Annotated in this window: 16 protein-coding genes and 3 pseudogenes; 10 read left to right on the top strand and 9 right to left on the bottom strand. The window is 65.8% G+C overall.

Going from position 1 to position 18,140, the window contains the following annotated elements; genetic code table 11:
• Window positions 1-100 precede the first annotated feature (100 nt).
• Entirely contained in the window at window positions 101-1,081 is a 981-nt protein-coding gene (locus J7E88_RS13480; RefSeq protein ID WP_215180534.1) for an asparaginase, read from the bottom strand.
• An 858-nt stretch (window positions 1,082-1,939) separates the two neighbouring features.
• Between J7E88_RS13480 and J7E88_RS13475 the strand changes: the two genes are divergently transcribed.
• From J7E88_RS13475 to J7E88_RS13460, 4 genes and pseudogenes are all read left to right on the top strand, one after another.
• Window positions 1,940-3,121 (top strand): serine hydrolase, encoded by a 1,182-nt coding sequence (locus J7E88_RS13475; RefSeq protein ID WP_215181485.1) that lies wholly within the window; start codon window positions 1,940-1,942, stop codon window positions 3,119-3,121.
• A gap of 483 nt (window positions 3,122-3,604) precedes the next feature.
• Window positions 3,605-3,902 (top strand): annotated as a pseudogene (locus J7E88_RS13470) (hypothetical protein).
• Between the two features lie 141 nt (window positions 3,903-4,043).
• Window positions 4,044-4,583: pseudogene (locus J7E88_RS13465) on the top strand (winged helix-turn-helix domain-containing protein).
• A complete protein-coding gene (locus tag J7E88_RS13460; protein ID WP_251022560.1) occupies window positions 4,580-5,107 on the top strand; it encodes a transposase in 528 nt (175 codons plus the stop codon). Before J7E88_RS13465 ends, J7E88_RS13460 begins: the two are co-directional and overlap by 4 nt.
• A 22-nt stretch (window positions 5,108-5,129) precedes the next feature.
• Here the strand turns inward: J7E88_RS13460 and J7E88_RS13455 are convergent, their stop codons facing one another.
• On the bottom strand, window positions 5,130-5,543 hold the full coding sequence (locus J7E88_RS13455; protein ID WP_215180532.1) for a hypothetical protein: 414 nt from the start codon (window positions 5,541-5,543) through the stop codon (window positions 5,130-5,132).
• Between the two features lie 771 nt (window positions 5,544-6,314).
• Between J7E88_RS13455 and J7E88_RS35830 the strand changes: the two genes are divergently transcribed.
• Window positions 6,315-6,779 (top strand): hypothetical protein, encoded by a 465-nt coding sequence (locus tag J7E88_RS35830; RefSeq protein WP_251022559.1) that lies wholly within the window; start codon window positions 6,315-6,317, stop codon window positions 6,777-6,779.
• A gap of 171 nt (window positions 6,780-6,950) precedes the next feature.
• On the opposite strand, the gene J7E88_RS13445 is transcribed toward J7E88_RS35830, so the two are convergent.
• The 5 genes from J7E88_RS13445 to J7E88_RS13425 form a co-directional block, all read right to left on the bottom strand.
• Entirely contained in the window at window positions 6,951-8,732 is a 1,782-nt protein-coding gene (locus J7E88_RS13445; protein WP_215180530.1) for an ATP-dependent endonuclease, read from the bottom strand.
• A gap of 452 nt (window positions 8,733-9,184) precedes the next feature.
• Complete coding sequence (lepB, locus tag J7E88_RS13440; RefSeq protein WP_215180528.1) at window positions 9,185-9,850, bottom strand: signal peptidase I; 666 nt, start codon at window positions 9,848-9,850, stop codon at window positions 9,185-9,187.
• A gap of 705 nt (window positions 9,851-10,555) precedes the next feature.
• The gene (locus J7E88_RS13435; RefSeq protein WP_251022558.1) at window positions 10,556-10,789 is read right to left on the bottom strand and encodes a hypothetical protein; all 234 of its coding nucleotides are present in this window, start codon (window positions 10,787-10,789) and stop codon (window positions 10,556-10,558) included.
• A gap of 150 nt (window positions 10,790-10,939) precedes the next feature.
• Window positions 10,940-11,389 carry a hypothetical protein gene (locus J7E88_RS13430; protein WP_215180526.1) on the bottom strand — a complete coding sequence of 150 codons (450 nt, stop codon included), beginning with the start codon at window positions 11,387-11,389 and terminating at the stop codon, window positions 10,940-10,942.
• 244 nt (window positions 11,390-11,633) lie between these two features.
• Window positions 11,634-11,981, bottom strand: a complete 348-nt coding sequence (locus J7E88_RS13425) for a DUF4145 domain-containing protein (protein WP_215180524.1) — start codon at window positions 11,979-11,981, stop codon at window positions 11,634-11,636.
• A 508-nt stretch (window positions 11,982-12,489) separates the two neighbouring features.
• Between J7E88_RS13425 and J7E88_RS37040 the strand changes: the two are divergent.
• From J7E88_RS37040 to J7E88_RS13410, 5 genes and pseudogenes are all read left to right on the top strand, one after another.
• Window positions 12,490-12,770 (top strand): annotated as a pseudogene (locus J7E88_RS37040) (N-acetyltransferase); the annotation flags it as partial.
• A gap of 201 nt (window positions 12,771-12,971) precedes the next feature.
• Window positions 12,972-13,451, top strand: a complete 480-nt coding sequence (locus J7E88_RS37035) for a hypothetical protein (RefSeq protein ID WP_308307490.1) — start codon at window positions 12,972-12,974, stop codon at window positions 13,449-13,451.
• 540 nt (window positions 13,452-13,991) lie between these two features.
• Complete coding sequence (locus J7E88_RS36780) at window positions 13,992-14,123, top strand: hypothetical protein (RefSeq protein WP_285427543.1); 132 nt, start codon at window positions 13,992-13,994, stop codon at window positions 14,121-14,123.
• Window positions 14,120-14,389 carry a hypothetical protein gene (locus tag J7E88_RS13415; protein WP_215180522.1) on the top strand — a complete coding sequence of 90 codons (270 nt, stop codon included), beginning with the start codon at window positions 14,120-14,122 and terminating at the stop codon, window positions 14,387-14,389. Before J7E88_RS36780 ends, J7E88_RS13415 begins: the two co-directional genes overlap by 4 nt.
• Before the next feature lie 156 nt (window positions 14,390-14,545).
• On the top strand, window positions 14,546-14,884 hold the full coding sequence (locus J7E88_RS13410) for a DUF397 domain-containing protein (protein ID WP_215180520.1): 339 nt from the start codon (window positions 14,546-14,548) through the stop codon (window positions 14,882-14,884).
• 246 nt (window positions 14,885-15,130) lie between these two features.
• Here J7E88_RS13410 and J7E88_RS13405 read toward each other — a convergent pair whose 3' ends face one another.
• The gene (locus J7E88_RS13405; RefSeq protein WP_215180518.1) at window positions 15,131-15,370 is read right to left on the bottom strand and encodes a helix-turn-helix domain-containing protein; all 240 of its coding nucleotides are present in this window, start codon (window positions 15,368-15,370) and stop codon (window positions 15,131-15,133) included.
• Between the two features lie 991 nt (window positions 15,371-16,361).
• A complete protein-coding gene (locus J7E88_RS13400) occupies window positions 16,362-17,516 on the bottom strand; it encodes a YncE family protein (protein WP_308307489.1) in 1,155 nt (384 codons plus the stop codon).
• Window positions 17,517-18,140: the final 624 nt, after the last annotated feature.

Raw genomic sequence — 18,140 nt, 5'->3', positions numbered from 1 at the left:
CGAGATGACTGTGCGACCGCTCCATGCTCACGGCGGCGAGCCGCAGCTGAACGGCTGCAGCCGGTGGACCGGCTTTGGGCGGGACGGATGTGGGCCTCGGTCAGTGGATGCGGCTCAGATGCTCTGCGATACCGTCGCGATCGGCACCGTGCATCAACAGGAGCTGGAGAAGAACTCGCGCCTTGATCGGCCCGAGAGTGTTTGCTGCGAGGAGCCCACGCGACAGCAGATCGGCTTCCGATCCGGGGAATCCGTAGGTGTGGGTCAGGACGGGTCCGGCCCCGGTGCGCGTCGCCAGGACCACCGGCATCTCTTGGGCAAGGTCAGCCAGCGCATCGACGCACCCCATGGGCACGTGCCCGACGCCCAACGCGGCAACGACCAAGCCATCGACCTGCCCCCCGATGGCACGCAGCACGACCCCATCATCTCCAAGTCCGATCTGCGCCACCGCGGTCCGGGCGTCGTTGCTGAGTTGCCGGCGCGGGATCTTCGGCTCTTCGGTCGGCCGGCTCCAGATCCGTACTCTGTCCTCGGCGATGTAACCGATCGGTCCCGGGTAGGACGTGAACGCCGTGGGGCTGGTGGCGTGAGCCTTGCGCACCCAGCGGGCGGCGTGAATCTCTTCGCCGAACACGACCACGGCCCCGATCCCCCGGGCCTCGATGCAGTCAGCGACACGGACGGCAGCAAGCACATTGGCCGGCCCGTCGGCGCCCGCCATGCTCGCGTTGCGCATCGCTCCTGTGACCACGATCGGCATCTCGGCCGAGTACACGAGGTCGATCAGATACGAGGTCTCTTCGATGGTGTCCGTGCCCTGCGTGATCACCACGCCGTCCACATCGAGCGTTTCGATTTCCGCGACGAGATCGAGGAGGTCGCGGAAGGCCAGCGATGCACCGGGCACTCGTCGGAAGTCGTGGACCTCGATCACGACACCGGTCTCGGCAAGACCTGGTACGGCTGCCACGAGATCAGCGGCTGAGAGCGTCGGGGTCGCACCCCCCTCGTCCTGCGAGGTCATCGCGATCGTGCCACCGAGTGAGAACACTGCAACGCGTCGAGGCGTGTCCGTCATCTGAGTCTTCCTTTTCGTGCTGTGCGGCTTGCAGGTTAGCTGTCGTTCGGCAGCGCGCCGACGTACGAACAGGGCGTATCGAAGCGGGCTGCTGGTACAAGTCGGCTTCGGGACTGGATCAGGCCCGATGTCCCGTACTTGCCGGGCTGGGCGAATCGATGGATCAGCCAGGTCCGAGGCAGTTCGAGGTAGCGCACCAGAGCGCGCAGACGTCCCGTTCGAGACCCTGCCGACCGACGGCAAGCGCGTGCGGGGCAAGCTGGTCTTCACGGGTATCCGGGGGTGCCCCTGCGGGCCACGGCCCGGCCGACGAACACCGCGCTGTAGGGGAGTTGCTTCCCGCAGGCGAAACATGAACTCCGGGCGGGGCGTTGGCCCGGACGGTGTGCAGCAGTCGAATCAACGGACATACAGCACCATCGGTCCACGCCCCTCGATCAGCACTCCTGCCCCCGAGTCACCGCGGTTCACCGGTCGATCTGGCACGGACTGGAACAACTCTCGTGCCAGCCGGCGCATTCGGGCGTGCCCACCATCCACTCCGCTGGAAATGGCTCTCCGGCGCGGCCAAACGGCCACTTCAGGTCGGCCTGAGCGAGTTGACGGCGCGAACCGCGACCGGAGACCTCCCGGCGCCGTCCACGGCGTGCACGCCGTACCCACACGGCCCGGACCGGCACGGTTTCGCGACATCTGCAACCCGGCGCCGCCATGCGGAGGCCCCCCGGCGGCCCTAGCGTAAAGGGAGAGTGACCCTGTCCGGACGTCCCCGGACGTCCTCGTCTGGCAGGAGGTCTGCCCGTGAGGTACTCGCAGATTCGTTGGCGCAGGGCATGCGTAGGACTGGCCGTGACCGCGATGCTGGCCGTACCGGTATCGACGGGAAGCGCGTACGGCGTCACACCGGCCCCGGGGTCGTCCCTCTCCGCGTCGGCCTTCCAGGACAACGACTTCCCCGAGCTCACCCCGGCCGTCGCTGAACGTCTGGACACCGCCGTCCGGCAGGTCATGCGCGAGGCAGGCGTGCCCGGCGTCATGGTCAGTCTGTCGGCACCTGGCAAGGGCAGTTACATCCGTACCTTCGGCGTCGCCGACAAGGCCAGCGGTGCCCCCATGGAGCCGAATCTGTATATGCGGATCGGCAGCGAGACCAAGACCTTCATCGTGAGCGCGCTGCTCGAACTGGTCGACGAGGGCAAGGTGGGTCTGGACGATCCGATCGAGAAGTACATCAAGGGAGTACCCAACGGAGACAAGATCACCCTGAGCAACCTGGCGAGCATGCGCAGCGGGCTGTTCAACTACTCCATGGACGAGGACTTCGTCAAAGCACTGGTCTCCGACCCGCGGAAGCCCTTCACTCCCCAGCAGTTGCTGGACTACGCCTTCAAACACCCGGTGCAGTTCCAGCCCGGTGAGGAATTCGAGTACTCCAACACCAACCTGATCCTGCTCGGCCTGGTCGTGGAAAAGGCCGGCGGTATGCCACTGCACGAGTTCATCGACCAGAAGGTCGTGAAGCCGGCGGGGCTGCGCCACACCATCTTCCCGACCGGCGCCGAGTTCCCGAGCCCGCACGCCCACGGCTACACCAACCAGACCGCCTCAGGAAAGGTCGAGGACTCCACGGACTGGGATCCCTCCTGGGGCTGGGCGGCCGGCGCGATGATCTCCGACCTGCGGGACATGCGCAGTTGGGCCCGTACTCTCGCCACCGGCACCCTGCTGTCCCCCGAGACGCAGGCCAAGCGCCTCAAGATGCAGCCGACGGGTATTCCGGGCACCGGCTACGGACTGGGCATCTTCAACATCCAGGGGTGGATCGGCCACAACGGCTCGCTGCCGGGCTACGAGTCCCTCACCGTGTATCTGCCCGAGTCGCAGGCCACGCTGGTCGTGCTCCTCAATACGGACATCCTCCACGATCAGACGGAGCCCAGTACCCTCTTCGGCCAGGCGATCACCCGCATCGTGACCCCGGCGCACGTCTTCGACATCCCGGTCACGGGTGCCCGGCCGTCGCCTCAGCCGACCTCATAGCGACGGCATACCGCTTGGTCGCCCAACGGCGATCAAGCGGCCTGGGTCCGGCTCCCGCCCCAGGGCCCTGCCGCCTACCGCGGAAAGGCGCCATCACGCAGGTTCGCGCGGTCGACTTGCTCCCCCGCCGGGTCAGACTGCTGCGACCACAGGTGAACCCTCATCGGTCGCGGCGAGCCACCTGAACCGCCCAGCAGACTTCAGCGACCGCCCCGCCGATGGTTCGCATCGAGGTGTCGTCTCGCGCCAAGGTCCGCGAGCGTCGGGCAATCACCGGCCGCCGGCGCGGCTGACCGACTGAAAAACGACCGTCTGAGAACTGGCCGACGAGGCGCGGCGGCTACCACATCCACGGCGGCACGGACGGAGGACAAGATGTTGCTGCCCTGATCACTCAAGGTGAGGTCGAGCGGGACGTCACCGGGTCTCAGCGAGCGCGAACGGGAACCGCGCCGGTCGTGGTGGGCGGAAGGAGCGGGTGCAATGAGGGTCACGTTGAGAGCGCATCTGGACACCCAGGTCTCGAATGAGGCACTCAAGAACGGCACGCTGCCGAAACTCATCCAGTCGATGACGGAACGGCTCAAGCCTGAGGCGGCCTACTTCGGCCCCAGCGAGGGTGGGCGGGCCTGCACCTTCGTCTTCGACATGCAGGACAGTTCACAGCTGCCCACCATCGCGGAGCTGCTCTTCGAGGGGACTCGGCGCGAAGATCGAGATCCAGCCGGTGATGAACAGCGACGACTTGCAGAAGGGTCTTGCCGCCCTGCAACAGGGCTGACCTCTTGGCTCCACGCGGTTCCCCGCATGATCGGGCCCGGTCGGCACGGACGACTTCTGGTCCGGAGCGCTACTGAACTTGATTGGGTGATGTCGGGATGCTGCCTGACGCCGGCCTGTCGGCTGCGGTAGCTGTGGGGCTGTGAGGTACGCGCAGGGCGGCGGGCTGACCGACGCCGAGAGGGCCGCGCGGGAGCGGATCCGGCTGCAGGCCGTGGAACGCTTCGAGGGCGGGGTGAAGAACCGGGAGATTGCTGCCGCGCTGCGGGTGAGCGAGCGGTCGGTGGAGCGGTGGCGGCGGGCCTGGCGCGAGCGAGGCGAGACCGGGATCCTGTCGAAGGGATCTCCGGGACGCCCCCGGCTCAACCCGACTCAGATTGCGAGACTAGAGCGGGAGTTGGAGCGTGGACCGCTCGTCCACGGCTGGGCCTATCAGCGGTAAACGCTGGCGCGGGTCAAGATGCTGATCGGTCGACTGTTCCACGTTTCGTACACGGTGGAGGGCACGTGGCGGCTGCTGAAGCGGCACGGCTGGTCGTGGCAGCAGCCCACCCGCCGGGCGATCGAGCGCGACGATGCGGCGGTTGAGCTCTGGAAGAAGGAGGTCTGGCCGCGGGTAAAAGCTGTGCGGCGGCGTACAACGGCAGGATCGTCTTCGAGGATGAGGCCGGCCAGTCGATGACGCCGCCGCGCTCTAGAACCTGGGGGCGGATCGGCCGGACCCCGGTCGTCCGGGTTCGCGGCCGGGGCTCCGGACGGGTGTCGATGGCGGGTATGACCTGCTACAAGCCGGGCGCGCGGTCCCGGCTGATCTACGCCATCCGCGAGTACCGAGGGCGCAAGGGCGAGCCGAAGGGCTTCGGCTGGCGGGACTTCCGCGACCTCTTGGCGCGTGCCCGCATCCAGCTCGGTGGACCGATCGTGCTGGTCTGGGACAACGTCCGCCTCCACCTGACCGCTGGGATGCGGGAGTTCATCGCCGCGAATGCCGCGTGGCTCACCGTGTTCCAGCTGCCCACCTACGCGCCGGACCTGAACCCGCAGGAGGGCATCTGGTCGCTGGTCAAGCGCGACATCGGCAACCTCGCCGCAGCCGACCTGGGCCAGATCACCAAGGCCATGAAGCGCAGGCTCAAGCAGATCCAGTACCGCCCGGACTTCGTCGACAGCTGCCTTGCGGGCCCCGGCCTCATCACGGACGACTGAGCGGCGCTGCGCTGCAGAATCGTCAGTCGCCGTAGTACCGGTCGTAGGAGGCGGAGCGCTCCTCCACTGAAAAGCTCTCGAATTCACCGTCCGCCTCGAGCTCGCGCAGTCGATCCAGCGCCGCCGCCGCAGCAGGTGCACGGTTGGCCGAGAGGTGGGCCTTCGTCGCGTCGAGCCCGTGCCCAAGCAGGAATTCGATGTCGATCGAGCACGCTGCGTCGAAGCTGGCTTGCTTCGCACTCCAGACCAGGAGCACGTCGTCGACGTCGCCGCTGTTGAACAGCTGGAAGCAGCAGAGCCTCATCAGCTCGGTGTCGCCCTCGCCCTGGGCGCGTCGCTCACGCGCCGTGTGCTCTCTGAGGAGTGCGCGGACCTCGTCGAGATCCGCGCCGACGGGGCGAAGCCCGTAGCGGCGCAAGCTTTCCTTGACATCCATCGCTGGTCTCCTTGATCGTCCGGCCCGGCCCGTGGCCTATCGGCCCCGCCCATCGCCGTTCAGTCGGACGACAGCCTCTCTGCCGGTCACAGCATGCACACCGAGGGCCGGCCCATAGGGGTCGGCGGCCATCGGCGCAGGTGACCGGGCCCACGCTACCCGACATTACCCAATCAAGTTGAAAGTAGCCGGATCGGTCATCGGTGCTCAAACGGGTCGCCGTTGGATTGCTGAGGCTTACTCATGTCGCCTGTGGCCGGAGGGAATTGCTGTACTTCGCTTCTGTACTGCGACGGGCTCCGGATATTTCGCGAGCCCGTGCGGCAAGAGCTGGGGGTGTGATGAGGCGGCCGTCGCTGTGTGGGGTTGTCGGTGGCACGTACTAACGTGCCCGCAGCGTTCCGTCGATGTTTGTACGCCTTGAGGAGCCACGATGCCCGGAGACACAACCGAGCTGCCCGCGGAGGATCTGCGCACCCTGATACCGGAGTACGCGGGCCTTGCCCGGGAAACCACTCTCCTCAACCCGGAGCCCGGCGACCCTGGCGTGCGGGAGAGCTCGCTGGGAGGCGAGTTGCTGTGGCCCGCGGACGAGCCGTGGCCGTACTGCGCGCAGGAAGACCACTGGACGTACCGGGTCCGACTGGCGCAACGGCACCGAGATTGTCCCGGGCGCGGTGCCGATGGTGCCGATCCTCCAGCTGTTCGCCCGGGACGGGGTTGGAGTTCCCGGAGGGGAAGGATTTGCTGCAGCTGGTGTGGTGTGCGCTGATGCATGAGCAGGATCCCGGGCCGGTGATGCCGCGGCTGTACTGGCGCAACGAGGCGGAGGTCGTGGCTGGAGGGCTGCTGTCCGAGATCCCCGGGGTGAGCGAGGGGGAGTACGACGAGGACAACATGCCGGAACCGTCGACGTTGTCCCCGACTACCGCGGAGGACTATCCGAGGTGGCTTGATCTACCCAAGGACATGTGGGAGACCTGGGAACCTCCTCTCCGGTTGCCGACGGGCCACTCCGTGTGGCCACCCGACTCCAACGTCATCGGGACGAAGGTCGGCGGCTGGCCCGCCTGGACGCAGCCTGCCAAGTGGCCGAACTGCGAGAGCGGACACCGCATGGAGCACCTTCTGACCATCACCGGCGACATACAGTTGGGCGACTGCGGCGGCGTCTACTTCTTCCATTGCCGCCAGTGCCCCGGCCTCCCGTGGGACTGGCGCTTCGACTGCCACTGACAGCTGATGTGGGTGGAGTCTTGGAGTAGGGCCGCTGAACCTACTGGTGCACGCAGGCGTGCACAGAGGAGTGTCAGGTCGGGGAGAGCCCCACACGGAACCCCCACGGGTGAGGAGACACAGGGTCCTCGGCAAGACTTGGACGCGCGCGTCGGCAGCCAGGTGCCGGCGCTAGACGCGCGGTGCGTCAACCTTCCCGAGGGCAGCTCCTTGCTGGGCCAGTCTGTCGATCCGGGTCAACACTTCGACCATTTCGTCGGGGACTTCCTCCCTACGGATATGCCTGGCCAGAGCATCGAAGGAAACCGCCTTGGATTTGTTGCTCTGCAAATACTCGTTTAGACGTGACAAGACGTCCTTAGGTGGACACACCGACCGCCTATATTCGGCGTCAGCCCACTTCGGTGCGAAGTCTGCAAGGGTAGAAGCTGTGATGTTCACTTCATGCTGTTTAGCTGAACGTTCGGTGGCTTGACGCTCGCAATTGATCTTCGCGAACACATCGCCGTACATGTCCGCCATGATTGCATCCATAGCCTGTTCCACCTCCGAGCGCGGGCACCCGGACAGCCTGGAGATGGCAGCTGGTGAAATCAGGTAGCTTTCCAGCTCTTTCTTGCTCCACACGTGACAATGCAGGCCCGCTTCTGCGAGCTTGGCCGTTACGGCATCGACCTGTTTCTGTGTCCTGTAGTCACGGTCAAGGATGATTGTTGATCCGATTGAACCTTTCAGAAAGTCCTTGACCAGCCATCCGAAAGCTTCAGCGCTGCCCCAGTGCGAGTACCCGTTGATCGGTACTACGGCCAGTTCCATGTCTGCCACAATGTTGGTGAATCCCAGGTTCTTGGCCAGAATCCTCAGAGTCCGCAGATCCTTCCCTTCTACGAAGACCACCCCCTTCGCGCGAAGGGCCTTCGCCATGCCCAGATTGAAAGCAGTTCCGAGCGCGGAGCTAAGGGTCTCCATGCCCTCCTTTCGTGGAGCGCGGATGGCGCTCTTCTTTGACTTGTCAATCCAAACGATTGCCTTACTGTCGGCCTCGGCCAGCACTTCGCTCGAGTGCGTCGCCAGCACGACTTGGATTCCCAGAGAGTCGATCAGCCGTACCAGTCGACGTTGCAAGTCTGCGTGCAGAAATACCTCAGGTTCGTCGAGTACTAGTGTGGGTGAATCCTTCAAACGGTAAATGTGCAAGAGGAGTTGCAGCCAAATCTGAACGCCATCGCCCGCCCAGACAAGCTCCTTCTCCTTTTCGCTACCAGGTTCTGTATAGAAGACGTCAATACTTGTGGTAGGGCCGTACTGAACTACGGGAGCTGATATTTCCATGCCGCCCATCCAGGGTTCGGCGAAGTCAAGGAAATCGTTCCAGCTCTCGTAATCTTCACTCAGGATCTTTAGCTGATTCCTGAAGTGTCGACTGCTCAGCCTGGACGCCTGATTCTTCCTCACGTAGTCCGGCGTGAGGATTTCTTCTTCGTGCTCCAGCGGGGTGAGTGCGGGAATGATTCCGATCGGGGAGTAGTCATCCCTCACTTGCTTCGGAGTCTTGGGGATGCGACCGAGGCTGTCCAGGAGATAGAAGTAAGGAGTATCATCTTCATCTGAAGAATTATCCGGCCATACAGCCCGCAACTTGCAGCCGTTCTGCCAGATCAATTCGAGGCTTGTTTCGTTGCTCTCTCTGAATTCATGACGGACGCTCTCGTTAAGAAGCTCGAAATCCTTTATGGGGATTGAGTACCCCTGGATCCATGAACTTCCATGCCTGCGACTCAAAGAGAATCTGACTCGCTTTGCGTTGCGCAAGCATGCTTCGGCAAACTTGAGAGACGACAAAATGGTGCTTTTACCGGCACTGTTCGGCCCGACAAGAAGCGATGATTCTTTGAGCGTGATCGAGAAATTCTCGAAGGCTTTGAAATTTCGAAGTTTGATTGACTTGATCATCGCATCCTCCCTGCGGCGAGCCGCGAGCCGAGATGGCCCCGCCGAGCTTGTCAAGTGATCATAGGAGAGGCGCGGGGGCGCTGAGAAGCTTTTGGTGCTTTACGTGCGACACTCAAGGGAATAATCGATCGGCGTTCGAAATAGAGGCGTGGCCGCTGACCACCGCCTCAGGAGTTCGATCTCCGTCGCGTCTGGCACTCCGACTGTGGGCAAATTCAGGCCCTCGGCGGCCGCTGACACTGCGGCTGTCCATGCCCGTTGATGCCACCGAGGGGGTCAGCGCAGGGCCGCACCCTGCGGCCAGTCCGGCGATCAGGTTGCGCTGGTGGGGCGATTTGGCACCTCTGTCGTACCAAGCGCCAGGGATGCCCCGGTAGTCCCGGTACCACAGCGCCCCTGACGCGCCGACCCGCCGCGCTCACGCCAGCCACAACATGAATACCCCAGATCCCTTAGACCACGGGCCACGGCGGCACAGCCGCGAGCGGCCGCCGGGCCCTCCGTCCGGCCGCGTACCCCCCGATCCCCAGGCCGATCCCGCCCAGGGTCAGCACGATCCCGAGCAATCCGAGCGCCACCCACACCGCCGGCACAGTGAAACCCCTCTGCACTCGCCCGAGCACCCCGGAGGCCGCGACGCTGCCCGACTGCTCGTCGAGGAAGAACCGCGAGTCGTTCGAGTTCCCCCGGTGGTCGCCCAGCAGGAACAACCGCCCGTCCGGCACCTTCACGTCGTACGGTCCGGTTGCCGGGTTCACTTCGCCGCGCATCACATACGGTTCGTCGACCGGCCTCCCGTTCACCGTGATCCGTTTTCCGTCGCAGACCACGTGATCGCCGCCCATCCCGATGACCCGCTGCAGGACCGGTCTGCCCTGATAGCGATCGGGCACATGAACGAGTACGACATCACCCCTGCGTATCTCGCCCGTGTCGATGCGCTCGATGACCAGCCGCTCGCCTGGGCGGTACGTGGGCTCCATCGCCTCGCTCATGACGGTGGCCCCCTGGTAATTCGTGAGGAAGTATCCGATACCCCCCAGCGCCAGGACCAGCCCGAGTGGCACCAGTACCCAGGCCGCGGCTCTCAACCCGCTGCCCACTCCGCGCTGCTGCATGGACACCCCTCCTTGAACCGCCCGAGGCCGGGCGAACCAGCAGAGGCTAAGCGGTCGCGGGGCAGGACGGCACCTCGCCCCCAAGGCCGCATAGGTTGGTGGAGTCTTCGGCCCATACAAGTGCTGACGCAGGGGCCTTGGAGCAGCAGTTCGGAAGACCCCGGATGTGAATGGCTGCTGAGCTGCGGTGGCGCTGACCTGCGGACGAGTGGCGCTGGCACCCCTGTTCCCCGCGGCTCCCCCTTCGCTCCTGCCCCGTCGGGCACGTAGCAGGCAAGGGTCAGGACTTTCCGCCGGTAGACGTCCCCTGAGCGGTACCGGGCACGAGCCGACTCGTGAACCCCTGAGCACACAGACGGCCGTAGGCATCCAAAACGTCCTGCGGCACCTCTTGGCTGATCACCCTGAGAGGCGTGAGTGACTGCCCCGTTGATGTCAGATGTGGATGTCAAAGACCCCCAGCCGTGATCGGCTGGGGGCCTTCGCACTGGTGGGCGCGGACGGTTTCGAACCGCCGACATCTGCTTTGTAAACCTGGCGCTGATCCCTGAGGCATCTGCCCAGCTCACCCCCATCTGGAAGCCGCGACGGCCGTTGCGAGCGTGTGGACCCCGTGGTCGCTCTCGATTGGCCGCGGCTGACTGCTGGATCTGGCACGGATCTGGCACGCGGGCTCAAAGCTCGATGCGGTCTTCCGCGACGTTGTCAGAAGGCCATCCCTACCGCAGCACGACGTGCGCCGGGCCGAAACGGGAGCGCACGTGGACCAGGCTCCATCACCCCGTAAAGGGCGTCCGCATCGCGGCCGTAGGCAAAGAGCACAGCCTCACCCGCACCGAACTCGTTGCCGTCGACCTCACCGATACCGGCGGCCTTTGACCACAGCTCCCAGGGACCGTTCGGCTTCGAAGACCAGGGACCATTGATCAGGTTCGCCAAGGTCGTCACCACCGAGATGGAAGCGAGCGATCACGGCGTGCTCCGGGGGCGGCTCCGGCAAGAGGAAGAGTGTGTCCTGCATGGCAGCACCATCCCACCGGCCTCTGACACCCTGCATTGGGGCTCACCCATAGGGCACCACCAGCCTGGCTACCATGACAGTTTCGGGTCCTGCTCGTGCTCGGGAGAGTGCGTGGGCAGCGCCTCTGCGTCCGGTCCGTCCGTCCGCCACAGGGATCCCGGGAGCGGGCTGTCGTCCCACCACGACGGCGGCGGGACGTGGACCCGCTGTGTGCGCGGTATCGACACCTCGACCAGCGCGCCGTCCTGGAACATCCACAGCCCGAAGCAATCATCGTCTTCGTCGTGGAGCATGACCTGGACGCACTCCGGCCGGTTCCACGGCAGCGCCTCCAGGTCTGCGAGGACCCCGCGGCGCTGGCTCTCCCGGTTGAACTCGAGGTACCACCCGCCGACGAACCAGTTGGGTATCCGCTCGAAACTGCCGCGCCAGGTGCGCGCCTCGTCGGACCGCGTCAGCGGCTCCATCACCTCGTCCTCGTACTGTGCCAGGACGAGGACCTGCGCCATTCTGCTCATGAGCGCATGTCATCCTGTGGAGCCTCCTCTGGCAAATCCGTTTCGACGCACGACTGTTATCCGACACCGTCGCCCCGTCTTACGGGACAACACTCAGCATCCAGCACTTGGGCTGCGACACCCGCTGTGCAAGTTCGATCCGAGTCTGCTCCGGCTGCTGCCGTCGACTGGCGCGGCAGCCGGACAGAGACGCCGACGTACGCCTCTGTCTGGCGTCGTTGATCTCAGCTGTGGATGTCAGAACTCAGCGTGCTGGCACCTGCCTACGGTTCTGAAATTCCTCGTACTTGGCTGTGAAGACGTAGATGTAGTTCAGTAGAGCCTCGGCAAGAGACAACGCATCCGCTGCGTCTTCCCTGCTCACCGATTCCTCACTGAAGTGCGCGCCTTGGTTGCCTAGCACTCGCAACGCCTGTGCCCAGTCGAAGAGGCGGCCCTCGATCTTCCCGTTATCGCGGAGTTCCTGGAGTGCCTGGAAGAGGGCTTTCTTCTGCGTGCCCTGCTCGATGCACATGCCTTCCAGTGTGCGGCGGACCATGACGGCAGCTGCCGTGTACAGGTTGGCATCGAAGCATGCACGCGCTTCCACCATCTCGCGCGCTATCGATGCTGGGATGCCCTGAGCCAGTGCGGCGCCCTGGGGCCACAATCGTTGATCTTCGAGCTCGTTCCAGAGTTGGGGCTGTCCGCACGCTAGGCAACCCCAGAGCTTGAAGTCAGCTGGGCGGCCAGCTTGGTCTGGTGGCCCGTTGCGACGTATGACCCATTCGTCAAAAAGAGATATTTTTTCGCACTGTGGACACTCAAGTAACCGACTAACTTGGCTCATACATGCCCCCGGATTCGGCGTGACCAGCTGCTGAGCCTAGCGCGCACCAGGTCGGTGGAGCGGCATTGGGCGGGAGCTGCCATGGGGCGAGGGATCGGGGCCCGTAAGCTTGCCGCGACTCGGGCAGTCTCCTGATCTGCCCGCTAAAGCCCGATGTGGGCCCCGGTCTTACTGATCGTTTCAGAATGAAGCGCTTGGCCAGAAGTTTCGGCTCCTGCGGCTCGCATAGGCTGGCCGGTCTCATCCGACGCACCGCGACGAGGATCAGCCCATGCACAACAGCACCAGGATCCGCCTGATCGAGCCCATCGACGCCGCCCCGATCGCCGCGCATCGAGTGCGGGACTTCGAGGCTTTCCGGCCGTGGGAACCGGCCCAGCCAGCCGACTTCTTCACCCCGGTGGGCCAGGCGGAGCGGATCGACAAGCTGCTGGCCGGATACCGGGCCGGCACGGTCTGGCCGGGCGTGGTACTCGCCGACGACCAGGTGATCGGGCAGATAACCGTCGGAGGCATACTCCGCAGCCGCACCTGCGCCGCGGTTCCGTCGGATAAGACCTGCGACCACAGGGCACCCGCTTCGACACCGAGACCGAGGCGTCCGTAGCAGGTGGCACGCTGCACTTCGAGATACCCGGGAGTACGGCGGCAGGCGTTGCCCCACGGCAGGTCATCGTCAACGCGCGGCAGCAGCCCGTCCGCCTCGTCGATGAGCCGGTCAACCGCGCTCCGGTCCCCGGTCAGACTCGCGCCATGGGCCTGCTGCTGCATGGCCATGATGCGGACCTTTGGCACTACGCGGTCGGCGTCGTCGAGCGCGGCCTCGCACAGGTCGATGACCGCACGACCGTCGCCCAAGTCGGTGCGCACCATGGCCTGGTTGACGAGGCTGTACCCGATGAGGTGCGGGTCGCGGGACCGCATCGCTATCTCCTGCGTCACGCCGCGCCAGAAGGCGGCCCCGTCCATGTCGCCAGCGTCCTGATAGAGCCAGCCCACGAGCGCGGCGTAGGCGGCGCCGACGCGCAGCAGGCCGCGGCGGGTCTCGCCCTGCGCCGAACGGATCAGCTTGTCGATCAGCTGGTACTGGGCGGACACGGTGCCGATGAGGTCATGCGGGCCCAGGAGCATGTCGGCCCGGTAGTGCCCTTAGATCTGCTGCTGGAAGCAGTCGATGAGCGCAGGGTCGACGTGCTGCGGGGCGACCGGCCCGGCGACGAGCCGCCGCCGTGACGGAGACGAAGGCGCGTCGGTTCACATCGTCCTCGCGGTGGTGCTCGGGCCGGATCCATCCCGGCGGGGTGGTGAAGCCGAGGTCTTCGGGCCAGCGGCCGAGCGCGTCATGCAGCACGATCGCCGTCTGCTCGGCCGGCCATCCAGGGCGCTCCCCTTCCCAGCGCCGCCAGGTCCTCGCAGAGACGGTGAACTGACGGTCGTCCAAGAGTCGTTGCCCGTGCTCCTGCAGACCGGCTGCGGCTGCCTCGATCGTTCGTCAGCCCTTGCGTAACCGCGCTGCCCGCAGCGCATCGTTGCGGCCCGTCCGCCCAGTGTCGGGTGTCATCGCTCGCGCCTTCGGCCGTGGCCGCAGCGTGGCCGCACGTGGCCACTGCTCGGCCTATTTCCTTCCCGCCGTGCCCGCCCATCATCCTCCTGTGACTACCGAACGTGCACGAAACGCGACAAGACCTGCCGCCGAGCAGGGCGAGGGGACGCTGCACGAGCAGCCTCGTCGCCGCCACTGCACGTACTGCCCCGAGAGCCGGGCGCAGACGTATGCGTCCGCACCGTGACCACGAACTCGGGCCCGACCGGGCGGTCGACGTGCACCGGGCATGCGCCGAGGAGCGCAGAGTGCCGGTCCTGTTCGAGCACCTCGGCACGATCCGAGCGGAGCACGTCGGATGAGCGCACGCACCATCATCGCGGCCGTCGACTGGCACCTCGGGCTGGACACCGAGGAAGGCGCCCCGCAGCAGCCGATGCACGAGGCCGAGTGCACGACGTGCGGCGAGAAGTCCGGTGCCACCGAAGGCCGGCGACTGCCCGCCGAGACGTGGGCGCTGAAGCACACCGGCGAGCGGCCCGGTCACCGATCCTTCCGCGCTACCGCGACGTCCTTCTGGCGCGTCACGCCCGCACCGGGCAACCCCTACGCCGAGGTGACGCCGTGACGTGTGCCTCCGCCTCGAACGCGGGCATCGCATTGGCCGTACACAAGGGCACCTGCCCTCCGGCGCACTGACTCCGCCTCGGCCGAATTCCCTGGCAGGACCGCGGCCGGGGCGGTTGCAAGGACAGTCACGTCCCAACTGAGAGGACACACCATCATGGGCACCATCAGCAATGGGCTTGCCAGCAAGCCGTACGAGAACACGAACGCCGTCGGTCTGGACTGGCGCAAGTCGAGCCGGACGGACCTGGACCCGATCCTCAAGGACTGCGTGATCCTGGCCGCGGCCGACGACGCGCAGGGACACCCGCACTTCAGCATCCCGGACGGCACCCGCATGGTCGCCCTCTCGGACGACAAGGACCCGTCCAGCCCGGTCCTGTACTTCAGCCGCGCGGAGCTGCGGAAGTTCTTCGAGGGCGTGAAGGCCGGCGAGTTCGACGACCTCATGGCCACCGACGAAGAGATGGAGCAGGCCGCCGCCGTGGCCGCCTGACGTGGATGCCGCTCAGGTCACCCGCGCATTCACGTGGGCTGAGCAGAGGTACTCGCGCTCGCCGTGCCACGAGTGCTCCGGCCGGAACACCAGCGCCCTGATCTACGAGGGCGTCGTCATGGTCTCGTGCGAGGACTGCGGCGGAGCGACCCGCAAGGGCCGGCTCACCCGTCGCTCCCCTAACAGAGCCTAGGTACCACGGCCGCCCCGGTCGGTCTGCGTCCCCCGTCGCAGGCCGGCCGGGGCTCACTCGCGGACGAGGTCGGCGAGGGGTACGCCGATCGCGTCGGCGATGCGGAGCAGGGAGTCGAGCGTCGGGCTGACGGTGCCGTGCTCAATCTTCTGGAAGCCGGATCGGTCCATGCCGGACCGCTCGGCGACGGCCTGCTGTGTGAGGTTGGCGTACAGCCGGGCCGCCCGTATCCGGTCGCCGACGCGTCTGCGCCGGGCGAGGAGCTGCGGGTCGGGCGGTGGGACGCGTGGCACGGGTCCACGCTGAACGTTTCATGATCACGTTTATGCAGACTCTAATCGGCATTGTTTGATCAGAGTGAGGCGGTGCATCACCACAATCTGCCGCGCTGGCACGCATGCCAGCGGGCACCACAGCGGCCGACTGGCGTACACGTCTCCGCCAGACACCGGCCGTTATTGGCCTCGATCATGGAAGCGGCCCCCCGGTCGATCAAGACCGGAGGGCCGAACCCTGCTGCTACCAGCAGCTATCCCCTGTGGGCGCGGACGGTTTCGAACCGCCGACATCTGCTTTGTAAGCCTGGCACCCCTCGCGAGCGGGTCTTCGCTGGTCACCCCGTCTGTGGCGCCAATGAGCCTGTCGGCTGGCTTCTCCACCGCTATGGACTCTGAGTGACCGTGGTTGGCCGCTCCATCTGGCACGGATATGGCACGTCCGCCGGCCCCAGCGCTTCGCTCCGATTTCCCGAGCCCTGTGCCCGCCAGATCAGCGCGAGGCCAGGCAGCATTAGCAGGCTCGAGCCATGGACGGGCACCAGCCATGCCGTCGTGCAGCTCGCCGCAATCAGCAACGCCCCAGCACCCCATACGCGAGGCTGTTTCACACTCCGACGCAGCCAAGGGAGTGCGAGGCACCCAGTCACCATGGCTATTACACCTGCCACACCCAGTGTCAACGCCACCATGAGGCTGATGACAAGAAAGACAGGCGACACAGGCCCCTCCCCTGGCACCTGCTCTTAGGCGCTCTCCGTAATGATCTCAGTGCTCAGCAACGGGCACAATGCCGGAACCTGGCGGCGCGCAACCCCGCCCTGGAGACCGCGAATGCCCGTGGCCCGGACCACCGCTTTAGGAGCGAGGTGGGGCTAGTTGGGGCCTGACCTGCGGGACGCCGACATTGGCGTCTGCTGGGTGTCGCCCCCGGTGGCATCCGCAGTTCCCCGTGAGTCTCCGCTCCATCTGGCGCGGTTGCGGCACAGGGAATGATCGTTGGGCGGTTTCAGGAGGTTGTTGGCGTCATGATCAGGTTGAGGATGTCGGTTGCGGTGGACAGCTGCCGTGTGCGCCGACCGTCCTTGCCCTTGTCGTGCTCACCGATGGTCCCGATCGCTACCAGCGCCGGGAAGTCGCCCACCTGTAGGGCGATGATGACGGCGTTGAGTTTGGTGTTGATCACCGACACGGTGTCGTCAGCGCGGTTGGTGACGTAGGCGTGGCGACCGTCCGGGGTGATGGCCACGCCGGTGGGCTCGTTGCCGACGGGGATGGTGGTGGTGACGGCGTTGAGTTTGGTGTTGATCACCGACACGGTGTCGTCACCGCGGTTGGCGACGTAGACGCGGCGACCGTCCGGGGTGATGGCCAGGCCGGCGGGCGCGTCGCCGACGGGGATGGTGGTGGTGACGGTGTTGGTCTTGGTGTTGATCACCGACACGGTGTCGCCGAGGGCGTTGGTGACGTAGGCGCGGCGACCGTCCGGGGTGATGGCCACGCTGGTGGGCGCGTCGCCGACGGGGATGGTGGTGGTGACCGTGTTGGTAGTGGTGTTGATCACCGACACGGTGTCGTCACCGCGATTGGCGACGTAGACGCGGCGACCGTCCGGGGTGATGGCCACGCCGACGGGCTCGTCGCCGACGGGGATGGTGGTGGTGACGGTGTTGGTCTTGGTGTTGATCACCGACACGGTGTCGCCGAGGGCGTTGGTGACGAAGGCGCGGCGACCGTCCGGGGTGATGGCCACAATGATGGGGTTGTCGCCGACGGGGATGGTGGTGATGACGGTGTTGGTCTTGGTGTTGATCACCGACACGGTGTCGTCGCCGACGTTGGTGACGTAGACGCGGCGACCGTCCGGGGTGATGGCCACGCCGGAGGGCGCGTCGCCGACGGGGATCGTGGTGATGACGGTCTTGGTTTTGGTGTTGATCACCGACACGGTGTCGTCGCCGAAGTTGGCGACATAGGCGAGGGTCTGGGCTCGCCCGTCAGCAGCGGCGGGCGTTGCCGCGGCGAGCGGGACCGTCAGGCCCGCCAGCACCGCCAATCCCGCCACCCAGGCCCGCACCACCATCCACCACGAGCGCTCACCGCCGTGGCGTCGCCCGGTGCTTCCCTGTTCTGCTGTTCCCTGTACTACTGCGATAGCCGACACAAAGACCTCCTGCAGTGCACTCGATACGGAGCTGACGATCGCTGCAGCGACGCTAGATGCCGGTATCTCCCGAATGATCAGACATCGCACGAATGGGGCCATACGGACGATCTGAATCCCCCTTTGGCCACCCGTCGGCAGCATCGGGCGCCGGACCCCGACGCGACGCGTGGCCCTGCCCCAAGTTTGTCCCAGCCCGGGGCGGCCAGGCGTCCCGAAGAGCGGGGCGGCCACTCCACCGGAGCCACCGGGGGCAAGCGACTTTAGAGCCACACCCCACTCTTCCGGACCGCCAAACAACTTACGGAACGGCTTTGGCCGGTGTCCTGCACGGTTTGGGGTCGTGCATGATCAGGGGGCCGTACGCTTGCCGGCTACTCGGGCAGGCTGTCCCCTGCCCGCAATGTGTCCGAGTGGCCCCCTGGTCTTGCTCGACGCGGGTCCCGGATCGGGGAGGTGGGTAAAGCCGTGGAGCCGTCCGTCCCCACCCCCGGCCTGGTTCTTTTCGCCCCCTTGTGGGCGCGGGCGGGCGACGACGTGCGGCCCCGGTGGCGTAGACATTGAGGGGCAAGCGCGGCGGCGTCCGGCCGGCGCCGCCGCGCCTTGGCGCGGCACCTCTGATCT

Source organism: Streptomyces sp. ISL-10 (assembly GCF_018614575.1).
Taxonomy (GTDB): Bacteria; Actinomycetota; Actinomycetes; order Streptomycetales; family Streptomycetaceae; genus Streptomyces.
The sequence above is the reverse complement of the archived record's forward strand: the minus strand, read 5'-3'. Positions and strand labels throughout refer to the sequence as shown.